Below are 14,684 nucleotides of genomic sequence, written 5' to 3' on the forward strand. Positions count from 1 at the left end.
CGTCCTGGTGGACCCGCGTGACGACGCGCCGCCCGCGCGAGCTCGTCGCCGGCGCCCGGCCCCGAGCGCCCCGGCGCCCGTTCCGCGCGCGCTGGGTCGTGGTCCCCGCGGTCCTCGTCGTGCTCGTGGGCGGGCTGTGGTCGCAGCGCGAGCGGCTCTCGGACCTCTACGACACGGTCGTCGACCGTGTCGTCGGCAACGGCCCGGTCAACCCCGCGGAGATCGTGGCGTCGAGCGAGGCCGAGGGACGGGGCGCCGAGGCCGCGATGGACGGCGCGACGAACCAGTCCTGGACGCCCGCCCAGCCCGGCGAGGGCACCGGCGAGTTCCTCGAGATGCGGTTCGACGAGCCGTTCCGCCTCGCGTACGTCCGGATCTTCTCCGGTGCCTCGACGCAGCAGCCGGAGTTCCTCGCCGAGGGCCGCCCCGAGGAGGTCGCCCTCACGCTGCTCAAGGCCGACGGCACGCAGACGACCGAGCAGCTGCGGCTGGCGGACACCGCGGGCGGCCAGGAGTTCCCGGTCGGCGCCGACGACGTGGTCGCCGCGCGCGTCACGGTGGTCTCGGCGTACCCGGTACCCGAGGGCGCGTCGGTGTCGCTGGGCGAGGTCGAGTTCCTGGGGAGGACCTGACGTGCGCGCGGTCGGACGGAGCCGGCTCGCGCGAGCCGCCGGGGACCGCCGGGACCGCCGGGGCCGGCACGTCGGACGTCGGCGGCAGCCCGAGGCCCGCGAGCACCTCGTCGTACCGGCGCTGCGCGCGACCGGCCGTCGCGTGGTCGCCCGCGAGCCTGCTCGCCTCGATGAGCGTGCGCCACGCGTCGTCCCGGTAGGGGTCGATCTCGACGCCGCGCGCCGCTGCCGAGGCCGCGGCGGTCGCGTCCCCGCGGGCGAGCTCGAGCGCGGCGAGCGTCGCCGCCGCCTCCGCGGCGCGGACCCGGTACTGCTCGCGCGCGCTGACGACCCACTCCGCCGGCCCCTCCTCGGGCATGAGCTCGCCGGTGTACACGTCGAGCGCGGCGCGCAGCTCGCGCCTCGCGCGGTCCCGGTCGCCCGCACCCGACCGGTCCCGGGCCGCCGCGGCGAGCGCCCGGTCGAACACGAGCAGGTCGCACGTCGAGCCCTCGGGCAGCACGAGCCCGTACGCGTCGCCGTCGCGCACGACGATGGCCGTCGTGACGCCCGCCTGGCCGAGCAGCGCGCGCAGGCTCGAGAGCGCGACCTGCAGCCCGTGCAGCGCGGCAGACGGGTCCAGCTCGCCCCACAGCGTGTCGGCGAGCTGCTCGCGGTGCGTGAGCCGTCCGGTGTGCAGGGCGAGCAGCCGCAGCAGCGAGCGTGCCCGCGGCCGGATCCGCGACAGCCCGACGGGCACCCCGGACACGAGCAGCCGGAACTCCTCGAAGCACCGCACCTCGAACGGCCCGGTCGCGACGGGCTCGGGGACCGCTCGCACGACGGCGAGCCCCACGACGGGGAGCCCCTCGGGCTCGGACCGGCGCACCGGGACGGAGCCGGACGGCGGGTCCAGGACGGTCCGCAGCGCCGTCTCCCAGCCCGCCGGCCGCGGCCCGAACCCGCTCGCCGACGCGGACGCGGCAGCGAGCTCCAGGAGCTCGTCGCGCTCGGCGGGCCGGCTCAGCGCGAGCGCACCGTACGCGACCCACAGCGCGCCGGGGACGCCGGCCGCGCGGGCGAACGCCTCGGCCGACTCGGCGGCCGGCTCGGCGTTCGGGAGGTCCCCCGTGGCCGCGACGACGGCGTGCAGCGACCGCGCCCAGGCCTCGAGCACGCCCGCGTCCAGCGCACGCCAGCGGGTGCAGAGCTCGTCGAGGCCCCGGTCGAGCTGCGCGGGCCGCAGCCGGGCGGCGCGCAGCTGCGCGGCCACGGCGGCCGAGGCGACGACGGCCGCCCCCCAGGGGTCCCCGCGCCGGTCGGCCTCCTCGACGAGCCCGTCCACGACCTTCTCCGCCTCGACCCCCGGCGTCGGGACGAGCGCGACCGCGACCCCGTGCGCGACGCGCACCCACCAGCCGAGCCCGTGCCCGTCCGCGAGGGACACCACCCGGTCGAGCGCGGCCCCCGCCAGCGGGCCGGGGGCGCCGAGCGCGTCGAGCGTCGCGAGCGCGAGCCGGGCGGTCAGGCTCGTGCGCACGTCGGTGTGGGGCCGCTGCACGCACTCCTCGAGCAGCGGCCGCGCCTCCACCAGGTCCCCGGCCAGCACGAGCGCGAGCCCGCGGACGAGGTCGCGGTGCTCGTCGTCGAGCGGGCCGACGCGTCCGGCGGCCTCGTGCGGCGCGCGCCGCGTGGCCTCGCGCAGCAGACCGACCCAGTCTTCCGGGGCGGGCTCCCGCCCGGCACCCGGGAGCCACGTGCGCGCCGCGGCCGCGACGCGGACCGCCCAGGCCGAGCCGACGGGGTCCTCGACGAGCCGGGTGCGCGCCCGGTCGGCGACCGCCGCGGCGGTCGTGAGCGTCCCGTCGTCGAGGAGCCGGCTCGCGAACACCAGCGACGCCCACGGGTCGTCCTCCTGGAGCCACACCGGCAGGAGGTCGCCCAGGCCGTCCCCGGCGGACCGCACGAGCGGCATGCCCCCGACGCGCAGGAGCCGGCGCACCGCGTCCCAGTCCCGGGCGAGCGCGTGCAGCCGCAGCGCCTCGGCGGGCGCACCGTCCTGCTCGCACACCCGCGCCGCCTGCTGCCACCAGCGGGTCGCCTGGGTCGAGCCGAGCTGCTCCCGGAGCTGGGTCTCGAGGTGGCGGCGCAGCGCCTCGTGGCAGCGGAACCGGACCCCGTCGCCGTCACGCGTCACGGCGGACGTCAGGCGCTCGAGCTCGTTGAGCAGGCGCCGGCTGGCCCCGGGCGTGCCGAGCAGCGCGTCGCAGCGGTCCGACGTCAGGGTCTCGAGGACCGAGGTCCGGGTCAGGAAGCGGCGCAGCTGCCCGGGCAGCGTCTGCAGCACCTCGTGCGCGAGGTACTCCTCGGCGTACCGGGACCGCTGGGCGAGCGCGCCGACGGCGGTCCGGCGCTCGGTCGCCCCGAGGGCGGCGGTCGCCAGGTGGAACAGGTGGAGCCCCGCCGGCCAGCCCGCGGTGCGCCGCGCGAGGGCCGCCGCGTCGTCCGCCCCGAGCGGCACGGCGTAGACGTCGCGGAAGAGCTGCTGGACCTCCGGCGCGCGCATCGCGAGGTCCTCGCCCGTCACCAGGACGGCGGTCGGGAGCTCGGAGCGCACGAGGTTGAAACCGGGCCGCCGACGCGATCCCATGAGGACGTGCAGGTGCACCGGGGCCAGCAGCAGCAGCCGCTCGACCGCCGCCTCGGCGGGCGAGCCGGCGATCGTGTGCACGTCGTCGAGGACGAGCACGAGCGGCGCGGTGCGACGCTCTATCGCCACGGCGAGCTCGTCGAGCGAGGACGTGCCCGACGGCAGGTCGAGGACCTCGCCGAGCGCCTGGGCGAGCCGGTCGACGAGCCGGCCGGGCGCCTCGTCCTCGCGCTCGACGCGCAGCCACGCGACGTCCGCCCCGACGGTGTGCGCCCAGTGCGCCATGAGAGTCGTCTTGCCCGCACCGGGCGGCGCGACGACGAGGCCGAGCCGGGTCACGAGCACGCGGTCGAGCGCGGCGAGCAGCCGGGCGCGCCGCACCCCGGCCACCCGCGGCACCGACCGCCGTGCCCGCGGGAGCGTCGTGCCCCCTGTGCCCACGTCCCCCATCACGCCCCCGGAAGGAGCGGGCCGACCGCGCCCGATCCTTCATCGTCTGGTCGGCGCTCCGGGGTGTCAAGGAAGTTCACGCGGCGCCGACCCGCCGCACCCGTCCGCCCGGGGGGCACACCATGACCGACGTCGCGCGCCGCCGACCCGCACGTCCGCCGCTCGCGCCGCGCCCGGGGCGCACCTCACCCGCGGTGGCCCGCTCGGTCCGGGGCTCCGCAGCCCTCGCGGGCCGGGTCCGGCTGCCCCGCACCGGCATACGCGTCCGCGCGGCCGTGCTCGCCGTGCTGGTGGTCCTCGTGCTCGGCGGGGGCGGCTGGCCGTGGCTCACGAGCCCGGCGGAGGCCGGCGCAGGACCGTCGGGCTCGACCGCCGCGGCGGAGTCCCGCCGGGCAGGGGCCGGCCCGGCGGACGCGCGGTCCGTGCAGGCGCAGGCCGCCCGGCTCTCCGCGCAGGGCGCCGCGCACGCGAGGGCGGAGCACGCGCGGGCCCGGGCGACAGCTCTCGCGACGCTCGCGTCCGTCGACAGCGCGTCCGTGCACGCGTACCCCGGGGTCGACCCGCAGCTGGTCGCGCAGCTGGACTCCGCGGTCGCGCACCTGGCGCGCACGCTCCAGGCGACGGCCGAGGTTCCCGAGCCGGCCCTGCTGGGGACGCGGGCCGGCCGTGCCGCGGTGCGTGGGTCGGGCGGCGGCGCGGTCGCGGTCGCGTCCGACGCGGAGAGCCCGCCCACGGGTGCGGCAGCTCCTGCCGGGGCGGGCGAGGGACGCGCGGCGCTGGACGGCACCGGGCTCGACGGCATGGTGCTCGACGGCAGAGGGCTCCATGGCACGGTGCTCGGCGGCACGGCACCGGGCGGCACGGCTCCTGGCGGCGGGGCTCTCCACGACGAGCCGGCCAGGGTGGCGCCCGAGTCCCGCGCCGGCACGCCCGACACGCTCGAGCGCCGGGCGCAGTACCCCGCGCTCACGCGCCGGGTCGAGGTGGCCGCCGAGCGGGTCGCGCTGCTGCGGTCGGTCGTCGAGGCCGCCGCGAGCGACGCCGCCGCACGGCTCGACGCGCTCGACGCCCTGCTCGCGACGGCCCAGGCCCCCGCTGCGCTGCGCGCCCCCGGACCGGCGACGGCGTCGTCGGGCACGTACCTGCCGGGCGGCATCGACCCGTCGGGCGACCCGTACCCGAACGGCGCGATCCCGCTGCACACGCTGTGCCCGCTCGTGTCGAACCCCCGCGCGCTGCTGCGCTGCGACGCGGCCGCGGCGTTCGACCGGCTCGCCGCCGCGTACCAGCGGGACCTCGGGGAGCCGCTGCGCGTGACCGACAGCTACCGCACGTTCGCCGCGCAGGTCGCGGTCAAGGCGGCGAAGCCCGGCCTCGCGGCGACGCCCGGGCGGTCGAACCACGGGCGCGGCGTCGCCGTGGACCTCGCGGGCCTCGGCGGGGTGGGGCAGTTCGACCGGCCGGGGTACCTGTGGATGAGGGCGCACGCCACCGAGTACGGCTGGTACCACCCGAAGTGGGCCGGCCCGGGCGGCGTCGGCCCCGCGGAGCCGTGGCACTGGGAGTTCGGTGGCGCGACCGGCGGCGTGTTCGGCGCGCTGCGCCCGGCGCGCCCCCAGGACCCGCCCGTCGTGCCCCCGGCACCCGTGGCACCGGCACCTGCCGCACCTGCGCCCGTCGCACCGGCCCCCGGCCCGGTGGCGCCGCCCGGTCCGGTGCCGGCGCCCGGAGGACCCCCGACGCCGGGGCCGGCACCCACGCCCGGGAGCCCGGAGCCCACGCAGCCGACGCCGCCGCCCGGACCGCCGGTAGACCCGGCGCCACCGTCGGAGCCACCGCCGGAGCCAGCGGCGGAGGCACCTGCCGACGCGACCCCGCCGGCCGACGCTCCACCGGCCGAGGGGCCGACCGACGCCGGTGCGCTCACCGCGCCGCCGTCCGACACGGAGGCCGACGGCGGGTAGTCACCCGGGAGCCGGAGCGGCCCGGACGCCGGGGAGTCTCCGGTGTGCGCGCACCGCCGACCGGGCGACGGTGCAGGTCGCGGAGCACGAGAGACCCGGCCTCGGGACGGAGCTCCATTGCGCGCCCCGGGGCGCGCTGGAACCATCACCGCACATGACCGAGGGAGCGGTGTCCGGGGAGTGCGTCTTCTGCGCGATCGTCGCGGGCCGGGCGGACGCCAGCGTGGTCCTCGAGGACGAGACCGTCGTGGTCTGGATGGACCTGAACCCCGTGACTCAGGGGCACCTCCTCGTGGTGCCACGTGCGCACGCCGTGGGCTTCGACGACCTCGACGGACGCACGAGCGCTCACGTGTGGTCGGTCGGTCACGCCATGGCACGGGCCCTGCGACGCTCCAGCCTGGGCTGCCGGGGGATCAACGTCGTCGTCTGCGACGGTGAGGCCGCCTCCCAGACGGTCTTCCACTTCCACCTGCACGTCATCCCCCGCTACCCCGGGGACGGAGTGGGGGCGCCCTTCGCGGTCGAGACCCACGAGCGCGAGAAGGCGCTGCGTGACCTCGATGCGCAGGCGGTCCGGGCCGCCCTCGCGTCGGCGGGCACGGAGGTCGCTCCGGGGTCACGGACCTGACGCAGGCGGCGAGCCTCACGCGGCGAGGGCGACGCTCACCCGCCGGGCGTCGCGCCCGTGAGCTCGCGGCGCACGAGCCAGCGCTCGCGGTGCCCGCTGTGCGCGGTCGTCGGCGCGGCGCGGTGGAACCCCGCGGCCTCGAACAGCTCGACCGTCCCGACGTACCCCGAGACGACGTCGACCCGCGTGCCGCCCGTCTCGACGGGGTACCCCTCGACGACCTCGGCGCCGTGCGCGGCGGCGTGCTCGACGGCCCCGGCCAGCAGCACGTGCATGAGGCCGCGACGGCGGAACCCGGCGCGCACCACGAAGCACACGATGCTCCACGGGTCCCGTGGGTCGTCGAGCAGCGGGATGGTCCGCGAGCGCATCAGCCGCCGGTACGAGCTGCGGGGCGCCACGGAGCACCAGCCCGCGACCTCGTCGTCCACGTAGACGAGCACGCCAGGACCGGGCTCGTCCGCGCACTGCCGGCGCAGCGCCTCGGGACGCTCGGTGTTGGAGAGCCGTGCGTCGCGGTAGCTCTGGCACCAGCACGCGCCGGCGCCGGGCTTCTGCGTGCCGACGACGAGCGCGGCGTCGGCGTAGCGGCCCTGCGCAGGAACGACCTCGATCCCCATCACGTCACCGTAGCGACGGGCTCCGACGCCCGGCCCCGGCGGGCCCTCGGCCCAGCCGACCCAGCCGGCCCTGCGCGATCGCGACGCCGAGCAGCACGACGACCGCGCCGACCGGCTGGTTCCAGGTCACGTGGTCGCCGAGGAACAGGACGCCGACGGCCGCGGCGACGACCGGCGTCAGGTAGGTCACCGAGCTCGCGGTCGTCGTGCCGGCGCGGGCGATCACCCGGAAGTTGAGGATGAACGCGACGCCCGAGCTCAGCACCCCGAGCGCGAGGACCGCCACGAGGACCGCCGTCGTCACGTCGCCCACGGGGTCGACGCCGCTCACGAGCACCACGGGCGTCATCACGACGGCGGCGATCCCGATCTGCCCCGCGGCCAGCGCGACCGGCGGGTGCGGCGTGCCCGAGAGGAACTTCCGGGTGTAGGGGAAGCCGAGGCCGTAGCACGTGATCGCGCCGACGCACGCGAGCACCCCGCCGAGCTGCCCGGTCCCGAGCCCGTGCCAGACCCCCATGACGACGAGCAGCCCGAGGAACCCGAGCACGAGCCCCGACGCCCGCGCCGGCCCGGGCCGCTCGGCGCGGAAGAACAGGGCCACCCACAGCAGGGTCATGAGCGGCGTCGCGGCGTTGATGATCCCCGCGAGCACCGAGGACACGGACTGCTGCCCGAGGGCGAACAGCGTGAACGGGACGGCGTTGACGAGCAGCGCGAGGACCGTCAGGTGCCCGAGCGTCCGGGCGTCGCGCGGCAGCGGCGTGCGGGTGACCGCCGCGATGACCAGGAGCGTCACGGCACCGACCGCGATGCGCCAGAACGCGACCTGGATCGGGGTCAGCGCGTCGAGCGCGAGCGCGATGAACGCGAACGAGCAGCCCCACATGACCGCGAGGAGCGCGTAGCTGCCGAGCCACCCGCCGGACGCGGCCGGCGCCGGGGTCGCGGCCGGGGCCAGGGCGGGGTCGGCCCGCTCGTCGTCGGGGCTCGTCGTCTGGCGCGCGTCGGTCACGCCGCGACCCTAGGTCGTCGCGGGCCGGACGGCTGGCGGGGACCGGACGGCGCGTCTACCGGCGTCGGGCCTCGACCACCAGGAGCGGTGCGGCGTCGTCGGCCGGGGTGCGTACCCAGTCGGCCCAGACACCCTCGACCGTGAACCCCGCGTCGTCGAGCTGCCGCTCGAGCGTCGCGCGCTCGCGGAAGGCGAGGGTCACCGTCTCCACGACGTGCTCGCCGGTGCCCTCGAAGCGGTTGTGCGCGGTCAGCACGACCCGCCCGGGCGCGGTCTCGTCGACCTCGTACCACTCGCGGAGCGGGCCGTGCGCGATCGGCCGGGTCGTCGGCGCTGCGTCAGCCCACCCCTCCCAGGCCCGGGCGCGCGGGTTGCGGCTCTCGAACGCGAGCACGCCGCCCGGTCGCAGTGCACGGCGGAGGTCGTCGAGCGTGCGCTCCCAGTCCCCGTCGGGGACGTGCTGCGCGACGTTCCCGCTCATCACCGCGAGGTCGTACGGCGCGTCGGGCACGTCCCGGCTGTCGCCCTGCGCCCAGCGGACGTCTGCGCTCCCGGCGCGGGCCCGCGCGTGCGCCAGCATCGTCGGCGACGGGTCGACGCCCACGACGGCGCGGCCGGGCCGGGCGAACGTGACGGTGAGCAGGCCCGTCCCGCAGCCGAGGTCGAGGACCGCCGCGGCGCCGACCTCGTCCGCGAGGGCGCGGAACCAGTCGTGGTCGGGACCGTCCGGGTTGTCCTCGTCGTAGAGGGCGACGAGCCGCGCGTCGTAGTCGGTCACGCACCGAACGTAGCTCCGCGGCGCGCGGTCCCTCACCGGGATCCCGCACCCCGGAAGCCGGTGCAGACGTGGTCGGCCGGCGCTGCGGTCGCGTGGTTCGCGTCTGCGGCGCCGGCCCGCGGTGCGGGGTGGGAGCGGCTGCGGTCACCCGCCGACCGCGACGATCCCCTCGGCGAGCAGGACCAGCCCCTCGGCGCCGTCCCACCGGTAGAGCCCGTCGTACGTGAGCTCGGGGGTCGGTGCGCTCCAGCGCCCGGCGAGGACCACGAGCCCGCCGTCGCTCGTCGCGACGAGGTCCCGCGCCCACCGTCCGCGCATCCCGTCGATCTCGTCGACCGGTGCCCCGGAGGCCCGGTCGACCAGGCGCAGCCCGAACGTCTCGGTCGCGGGCTCCCACCCCTCGCCGCGCACGGCGACCGCGAGCAGGCCGGGCCCGAGCGGGACGGTGGTCTCCCACTCCTCGCCCTCGCCGGACACGATCAGTCCGGCCTCGTCGAGCGACGTCGCGTCGAGCGGGAGCGTCCGCAGGCCCGAGGAGTCCTCGGCGCCGATGCTCAGGTAGAGCGTCGAGCCGTCCGGCGACCATGAGTACGGCTCCAGCCAGCGTCCGGCGTAGTCGTCCACCTGAGGCAGGTACCGCACGTCCCCGCTCGCGAGGTCCACGACCGCGAGCGACGACGCGTTCGTCGTGGGGTCCAACGCGTGCGCGGCGAGGAGGGTCCCGTCCGGGCTGAGCAGCGGTGACCAGGCCCGCGCGAGGAAGAGCTCCGCTGCGCCGCCGGCGACCGGGATGCGCAGGATCTCGCCCTTCGCCGCCCCGTCCGCCGGCCGCTGTGCGACGTAGACGACACCGCGCGCGTGGTCCATCGTGACGTCCACCATGCCGTCGGCGACGTCGACGCCGGTGTGCAGCGTGGTGAGCCGCTCCCCGGTCGCGGGGTCGAGCGTCACGACCTCGCCGTCGGCGGTGACGGCCACGAGCGGCAGCACGGCCGGTGGCGCGGCTGACTCGGCCGTCGGGCTCGGCGTCCCGGAGGGCGCGGGCGACGGCTGCCCGGTCGCGGTCGGCGTCGGGCTCGGTACCGGCTCGCTCGTCGCGGCCGGCCCGGGGCGCGGGTCGTCGCCGGTCAGCGGGAGGGCCTGCACCGCGAGCGTCAGGCCCAGGACCGCGGCGGCGCTCGTCACGCCGACCGCGGCGGCGCGGGCCGCCCGAGCGCGCCGGACCCGGCCGAGCACGCGCTCGGGGTCGAGCGGCGTACCGCCCTGCGGTGGCTGGTCGCCGAGGTCGTGCAGGCCGCGGCGGAGGTCGTAGCCCATGTCAGCTCCTCGAGGTGCGTCGCGGGTCGTGCACGGGTGCGGCGGTACGTCGCGGTTCGCGGGTGACGAGCAGCGTGCGCTCGTCCTCACCGAGCGGGTCGAGCGTGCCGAGGCGGGCCTCGAGGCGGTGCAGCGCGTTGCTGAGGTACCGCTTGACCGTGCCCTCGGCGACCTGCATGACCTCGGCGACCTGCGGCACGGTGAGGTCGTCGTAGAACCGCAGGACGACGGCGGTCCGCTCCTGCCGCCCGAGCGTCGCGAGCGCGGCCCGCAGGTCGAGCCGGTCCGTCGCGGCGGCGGCGTCGTCGCGCGCCGCCTCGTCGTCACGGCGCGCCAGGAGGTGCCGGAACCCGTCCCACGTGCGACGACGCCGGTACCCGTCGATGTAGGTCGTCGCGATCACGCGCCGGACGTACGCCTCGAGCGCCTCCGGCTCCGACCGCGTCCGGCTGCGGACGAACACCTTGACCAGTGCGTCCTGCACGAGGTCCTGGGCCGCGGCCATGTCACCCGTGTACACGGAGGCGTAGCGCGTCAGGGCCTCGCCGCGGGCGCGCACCAGGTCCACGAGCACCTGGTCACGAGCTCCTCCGGCCACGGTCGTCTCCGTTGCTCCCGGTCGCCGCATCGTCGCCTGTCCGGCGGTGCGTACTCCCTGTCAACGGGTGGCGCGGGTGGACCGTTGCATCGGGCCGCCCGATCTGTCCGGAGCCTAGGGTCGCCGCCAGTCGTCGGACCGCAGGTGCGAGCCCGCCATCGGACCCATCGTGAGCATGCCGCCGTCGACCGCCCAGGAGGCGCCGTTGACGTAGGCCGCGTCGGGCGAGCACAGGAACGCCACGACGGCCGCGATCTCCCGCGCGTCGCCGGGCCGCGCCACGGGGATGCCGGGCCGATGCTTGCCGTCGACGACCGCCTCGTCCTCCTGGCCGGTCATCGGGGTCGCGATCTCGCCCGGCGCGACCGCGTTGACGGTGATGCCGTGCTCCGCGAGCTCGAGCGCCGCGACCTTGACGAGCAGCCCGAGCCCGCCCTTGGCCGCGCAATAGGGCGCGGCGCCGACCCGGGGCGCGTGCTCGTGCACGCTCGTGACGGCGACGACCCGGCCCCCGCGGCCGGCCCGGACCATGTGGCGTGCGGCCGCCTGCAGGCAGCAGAACGCGCCGTCGAGGTCGACGGACACGACCTCGCGCCAGTCCTCGTAGGTGAGGTCGAGCAGCAGCGTCGACGTGCCGGTGCCGGCGTTGAGGACGAGGGTGTCGACCCCGCCCATCGCGTCGGCGAGCTCGTCGACGACGCGGGCGCCCGACGGTGCGTCGGTCAGGTCGAGCCGGCGGACGTGCGCCGTGGCACCGCGCGAGCGGACCTCCTCGGCGGTCGCCTCGGCGCCGGCCTCGTCGGCGTGCCACGTGATCCCGACGTGCCGCCCCGGGGCCGCGAGCGCGACCGCGGTGGCGCGCCCGATGCCGGAGTCGGCGCCGGTCACGATCGCGCGCTGCGGGAACGGCGCCGAGTCCGCGGCGGGGCTGGGGGTCGGGCTTCCGGCGGTCTCGGTCATCGTTCCTCCCGGGTCGGTGCGACGGCGTCGTCCCTCCCCTGGGTAGCCCCGCTCCGCGCGCGCGGCAACCGGAGCCGCGGGCGGACGGCGGCGTCCGCGCACCGGCAGCGGCGTCCGCGCACCGGCAGCGGCGTCCGGACGCCCTGCGGCGCGAGGCGTCGACCCTGCGCTCAGGCCGGCACCGCACCGCTCGACGACCAGCCGCGCCGGTGGAGCCGCTCGACCCCGCCGAGGAGCAGGTCGAGCCCGAACTCGAACTCGAACCGGTCGTCGCACCCGGGGCCGACGACGCTGCCGGGGTCGTGCGGTCGGCTCATGGCCACGGTGACGACGTTCGGGAACATGGCCGCGAGCTGCTGCATCGCGGCCTGCGCCTCGGGGCCGAGCGCCGCGAGCTCCTCGGGCGTGGGCCCGGGCGCGGTGTCGTAGAGCTCCTGCGTGAACCCGAAGATCCGGCTGCCGAGGGCGTGCATCGCGTGGTGCACGAGGTCGACGGACAGCCCGCCGGCGAGGAACGTCCCGATGGTCGAGTCCATGTACGCGAGCACGACGGGCGTCGGCGCGGCCCGCGACTCCATGACCCGGCGCGCCCAGGGATGGCGGAGCACGACCTCGCGGGCGGACAGGATGCGTGCGCGGACGGCCTCCGCCCAGCCGACCGTCGGGTCGGGCGGGTCGATCTCGCCGAGGACCACGTCCACCATGCCGTCGAGCAGGGCGTCCTTGTGGGCCACGTGCTTGTAGAGGGCCATCGGCACGACCCCGAGCACCTGGGCGAGCCGCCGCATGCTCACGGCGTCGATGCCGTCCTGGTCCGCGAGCGCGACCGCGGCCCGCAGGACCCTGTCCCGGTCGAGGCGCTCGCGCCGCGTCGCGTCCGTCTGCTCCGCCACGAGGCCCCCTCTCCGCCGGACGAGTGCTCGCCCTTGACGGGTGTACAGCGTACGCCCAGCCTCCTCGACATCAGGGTGTACGCCGTACACCTCCGACTGAGGAGTCACCGTGCCCGCGTCCAGAAGAACCGCCGTGACCGCCGGAGTGCTGTACCTGGTCACGCACGTCACCGCCATCACCGCCGTGCTGCTCTACCGCGACATCGGTGAGCCCGAGCGCTTCCTCGCCGGTGAGGGCGCCGACGGTCCGGTGCTGCTCGGCTCGCTGCTCGAGGTCGTGCTGGCCCTCGCCGTGATCGGCACCGCGGTGACGCTGTTCCCCGTCGTGAAGCGGCAGCACGAGGGAGCGGCGCTCGGCTACGCGGCCCTGCGCACGCTCGAGGCCGCGGTCATCACGGTCGGCGTCGTGCCGCTGCTCGCGCTCGTCACGGTCCGGCAGCAGCTCGCCGGCGCGCCCGGCCCGGAGACCGTCGCCCTCGCCGAGGGCCTCGTCGCGCTGCACGACTGGACGTTCCTCGTCGGGCCCGGGTTCGTGTGCGGGACGAACACGGTCGTCCTCGCGGCGCTGCTCCTCCGATCCGGGCTGGTGCCGCGGCCGATCGCGGTGCTCGGGCTCGTCGGCGGCCCGCTCGTCTTCGCGACGAACGCGGGTGTGATGTTCGGCCTGTACGACCAGGTGTCGGTGATCACCGGGCTCGGCGCGGTCCCGATCTTCTCGTGGGAGATCTGCCTCGCCGTGTACCTGATCACGCGCGGCTTCCGCCGCTCGCCCGTGACGCTCGACGAGGACGCGGCGGCGTCCGGGCGCGAGCGGCGGCCCGTCACGGTCTGACGAGGGCCGCGCCGAGGTGCCGAGCGGCACGGAGCCTGACACCTCGGCCTGGCCCCCGGCCACCAGCGCCACCGCCACCGGCACCGGCACCGGCACCGGCACGACGGGAAGCACAGGCGGAGCCAGGCGGCACGGGCGGAGCGGTCAGGACCCGCCGTGCTCGCGCCGCGCGTCCCGCACGGTCTCCTCCACCTGCGCGACGTCGAGGTCAGGCCGCCCGCCCAGGTGCGTCACGGTGAGCGCCGCCGCCGCCGTGCCCCACCACCCGGCCGTCTCCGGGTCCTCGCCGCGCAGCAGCGCCGCGGTCATCCCCGCGACGAACGCGTCGCCCCCGCCGGTGGGGTCCGCGGGTGCGCCGCCGATCAGCGGCAGCACGACGTGCCCGCCGTCCCACGCGACGACGTTCGCGCCCTCGGGCGACGCCAGCGCGACCAGCGCGGGCCCTCGCTCGCGCAGCTCGAGCGCGGCGGCGACGGCGTCGTCGGTCGACCGCAGCTCCCGGCCGACGAGCTGGCCCGCCTCGGTGTCGTCCGCGCGGAGCACGCGCGCGGTCCGGAGGACGGCGTCGCGCACGTCGTCGCCGTCCGGGGCACCGTCGGCGAGCACCGGCACCCCCGCGGCGCGGGCGGCGTCGAGCGCGGCGAGCACCGCGGGCCCGGGCTGCTGGAGCTGGACCAGCACCATCCGTGCATCCGCGAGGATCCCCGACGCAGCCTCGACGTCCTCGCGCCGGAGTAGCACCGGCTCCGGCACGTCCTCCAGGAGCCGCCGCACGCCGCCACCGCCGTCGCCCTCGCCGTCGCCCTCGCCGTCGCCCTCGCCCTCGCCGTCACCCTCGCCGTCGCCGTCGCCCTCGCCGTCGCCGTCGCCCTCGCCGTCGCCGTCGCCGTCGCCGTCCGGAGCCTGCTCCACCACGTCGAGCAGCAGCGCGGTCGTCGCGCCCGGCCGCCGCACGACGCCGCTCACGTCGATCCCGTCGCGCTCCGCCTCGCGCAGCACCTCGGCGCCCGGGTGGTCGTCGCCGACGACGCCCACCAGCGCGACGGACAGCCCGAGCTGCCGGCACCCGACGGCCTGGTTCGCCCCCTTGCCGCCCAGCAGCTCGCTCCGGTGCCGCACGTCCGCGGACCCGCCCGCGTCGGGCAGCGCGTCGACGCCCAGCACGAGGTCGCGCGCGACCTGACCCACCACGACCACGTCCGGCACGGGCGACCTCCCTGAGACGGTGCGAGACGACAGGAGAGCGCGGGACCGCCGCGCACGTCGTCGGCTCCAGGCTGCCCGCGGACGCGCAGGCGGGCCACCGGACGCAACGCGCCGGGCGGCCGAGCGCGACGCGCCGGCCACCGGACGCAACGCGCCGGG

General features: G+C 77.3%; 13 protein-coding genes. 4 read left to right on the forward strand and 9 right to left on the reverse strand.

The genetic code is table 11. The annotated features are described in order from the left end of the window. Positions 1 to 632 (forward strand): NADase-type glycan-binding domain-containing protein (locus AB6N24_RS20285; protein WP_412871177.1); only part of this gene is annotated, 632 nt, incomplete at its 5' end. Here AB6N24_RS20285 and AB6N24_RS20290 read toward each other — a convergent pair. Continuing rightward, positions 553 to 3,702 (reverse strand): winged helix-turn-helix domain-containing protein, encoded by a 3,150-nt coding sequence (locus AB6N24_RS20290; RefSeq protein WP_412871178.1) that lies wholly within the window; start codon positions 3,700 to 3,702, stop codon positions 553 to 555. The genes AB6N24_RS20285 and AB6N24_RS20290 overlap by 80 nt on opposite strands. A gap of 131 nt (positions 3,703 to 3,833) precedes the next feature. On the opposite strand from AB6N24_RS20290, the gene AB6N24_RS20295 reads away from it, so the two are divergent. Together AB6N24_RS20295 and AB6N24_RS20300 are read left to right on the forward strand one after the other, a co-directional pair. Beyond that, a complete protein-coding gene (locus tag AB6N24_RS20295; RefSeq protein WP_412871179.1) occupies positions 3,834 to 5,675 on the forward strand; it encodes a M15 family metallopeptidase in 1,842 nt (613 codons plus the stop codon). A 154-nt stretch (positions 5,676 to 5,829) separates the two neighbouring features. Continuing rightward, the gene (locus tag AB6N24_RS20300; protein WP_412871180.1) at positions 5,830 to 6,306 is read left to right on the forward strand and encodes an HIT family protein; all 477 of its coding nucleotides are present in this window, start codon (positions 5,830 to 5,832) and stop codon (positions 6,304 to 6,306) included. A gap of 35 nt (positions 6,307 to 6,341) precedes the next feature. Here the strand turns inward: AB6N24_RS20300 and AB6N24_RS20305 are convergent, their stop codons facing one another. The 7 genes from AB6N24_RS20305 to AB6N24_RS20335 form a co-directional block, all read right to left on the reverse strand. Then, on the reverse strand, positions 6,342 to 6,926 hold the full coding sequence (locus AB6N24_RS20305; protein WP_412871181.1) for a GNAT family N-acetyltransferase: 585 nt from the start codon (positions 6,924 to 6,926) through the stop codon (positions 6,342 to 6,344). A 4-nt stretch (positions 6,927 to 6,930) separates the two neighbouring features. After that, positions 6,931 to 7,941, reverse strand: a complete 1,011-nt coding sequence (locus AB6N24_RS20310) for a DMT family transporter (protein WP_412871182.1) — start codon at positions 7,939 to 7,941, stop codon at positions 6,931 to 6,933. Between the two features lie 55 nt (positions 7,942 to 7,996). Continuing rightward, the gene (locus tag AB6N24_RS20315) at positions 7,997 to 8,719 is read right to left on the reverse strand and encodes a class I SAM-dependent methyltransferase (RefSeq protein ID WP_412871183.1); all 723 of its coding nucleotides are present in this window, start codon (positions 8,717 to 8,719) and stop codon (positions 7,997 to 7,999) included. Positions 8,720 to 8,863: 144 nt separating this feature from the next. Then, positions 8,864 to 10,036 (reverse strand): TolB family protein, encoded by a 1,173-nt coding sequence (locus tag AB6N24_RS20320; RefSeq protein ID WP_412871184.1) that lies wholly within the window; start codon positions 10,034 to 10,036, stop codon positions 8,864 to 8,866. Between the two features lies 1 nt (position 10,037). Beyond that, a complete protein-coding gene (locus AB6N24_RS20325) occupies positions 10,038 to 10,634 on the reverse strand; it encodes an RNA polymerase sigma factor (protein ID WP_412871185.1) in 597 nt (198 codons plus the stop codon). 114 nt (positions 10,635 to 10,748) lie between these two features. Further along, on the reverse strand, positions 10,749 to 11,594 hold the full coding sequence (locus AB6N24_RS20330) for an SDR family oxidoreductase (protein ID WP_412871186.1): 846 nt from the start codon (positions 11,592 to 11,594) through the stop codon (positions 10,749 to 10,751). Between the two features lie 170 nt (positions 11,595 to 11,764). Beyond that, complete coding sequence (locus AB6N24_RS20335) at positions 11,765 to 12,487, reverse strand: TetR/AcrR family transcriptional regulator (RefSeq protein WP_412871187.1); 723 nt, start codon at positions 12,485 to 12,487, stop codon at positions 11,765 to 11,767. 133 nt (positions 12,488 to 12,620) lie between these two features. Between AB6N24_RS20335 and AB6N24_RS20340 the strand changes: the two genes are divergently transcribed. After that, positions 12,621 to 13,319: a DUF4386 domain-containing protein gene (locus AB6N24_RS20340; RefSeq protein ID WP_412871188.1), complete on the forward strand. Its 699-nt coding sequence runs from the start codon at positions 12,621 to 12,623 to the stop codon at positions 13,317 to 13,319. Positions 13,320 to 13,463: 144 nt separating this feature from the next. On the opposite strand, the gene AB6N24_RS20345 is transcribed toward AB6N24_RS20340, so the two are convergent. Further along, complete coding sequence (locus AB6N24_RS20345) at positions 13,464 to 14,525, reverse strand: PfkB family carbohydrate kinase (protein WP_412871189.1); 1,062 nt, start codon at positions 14,523 to 14,525, stop codon at positions 13,464 to 13,466. Positions 14,526 to 14,684: the final 159 nt, after the last annotated feature.

Origin of the sequence: Cellulomonas jepli (assembly GCF_047229345.1) — a bacterium.
Lineage (GTDB): Bacteria > Actinomycetota > Actinomycetes > Actinomycetales > Cellulomonadaceae > Cellulomonas_A.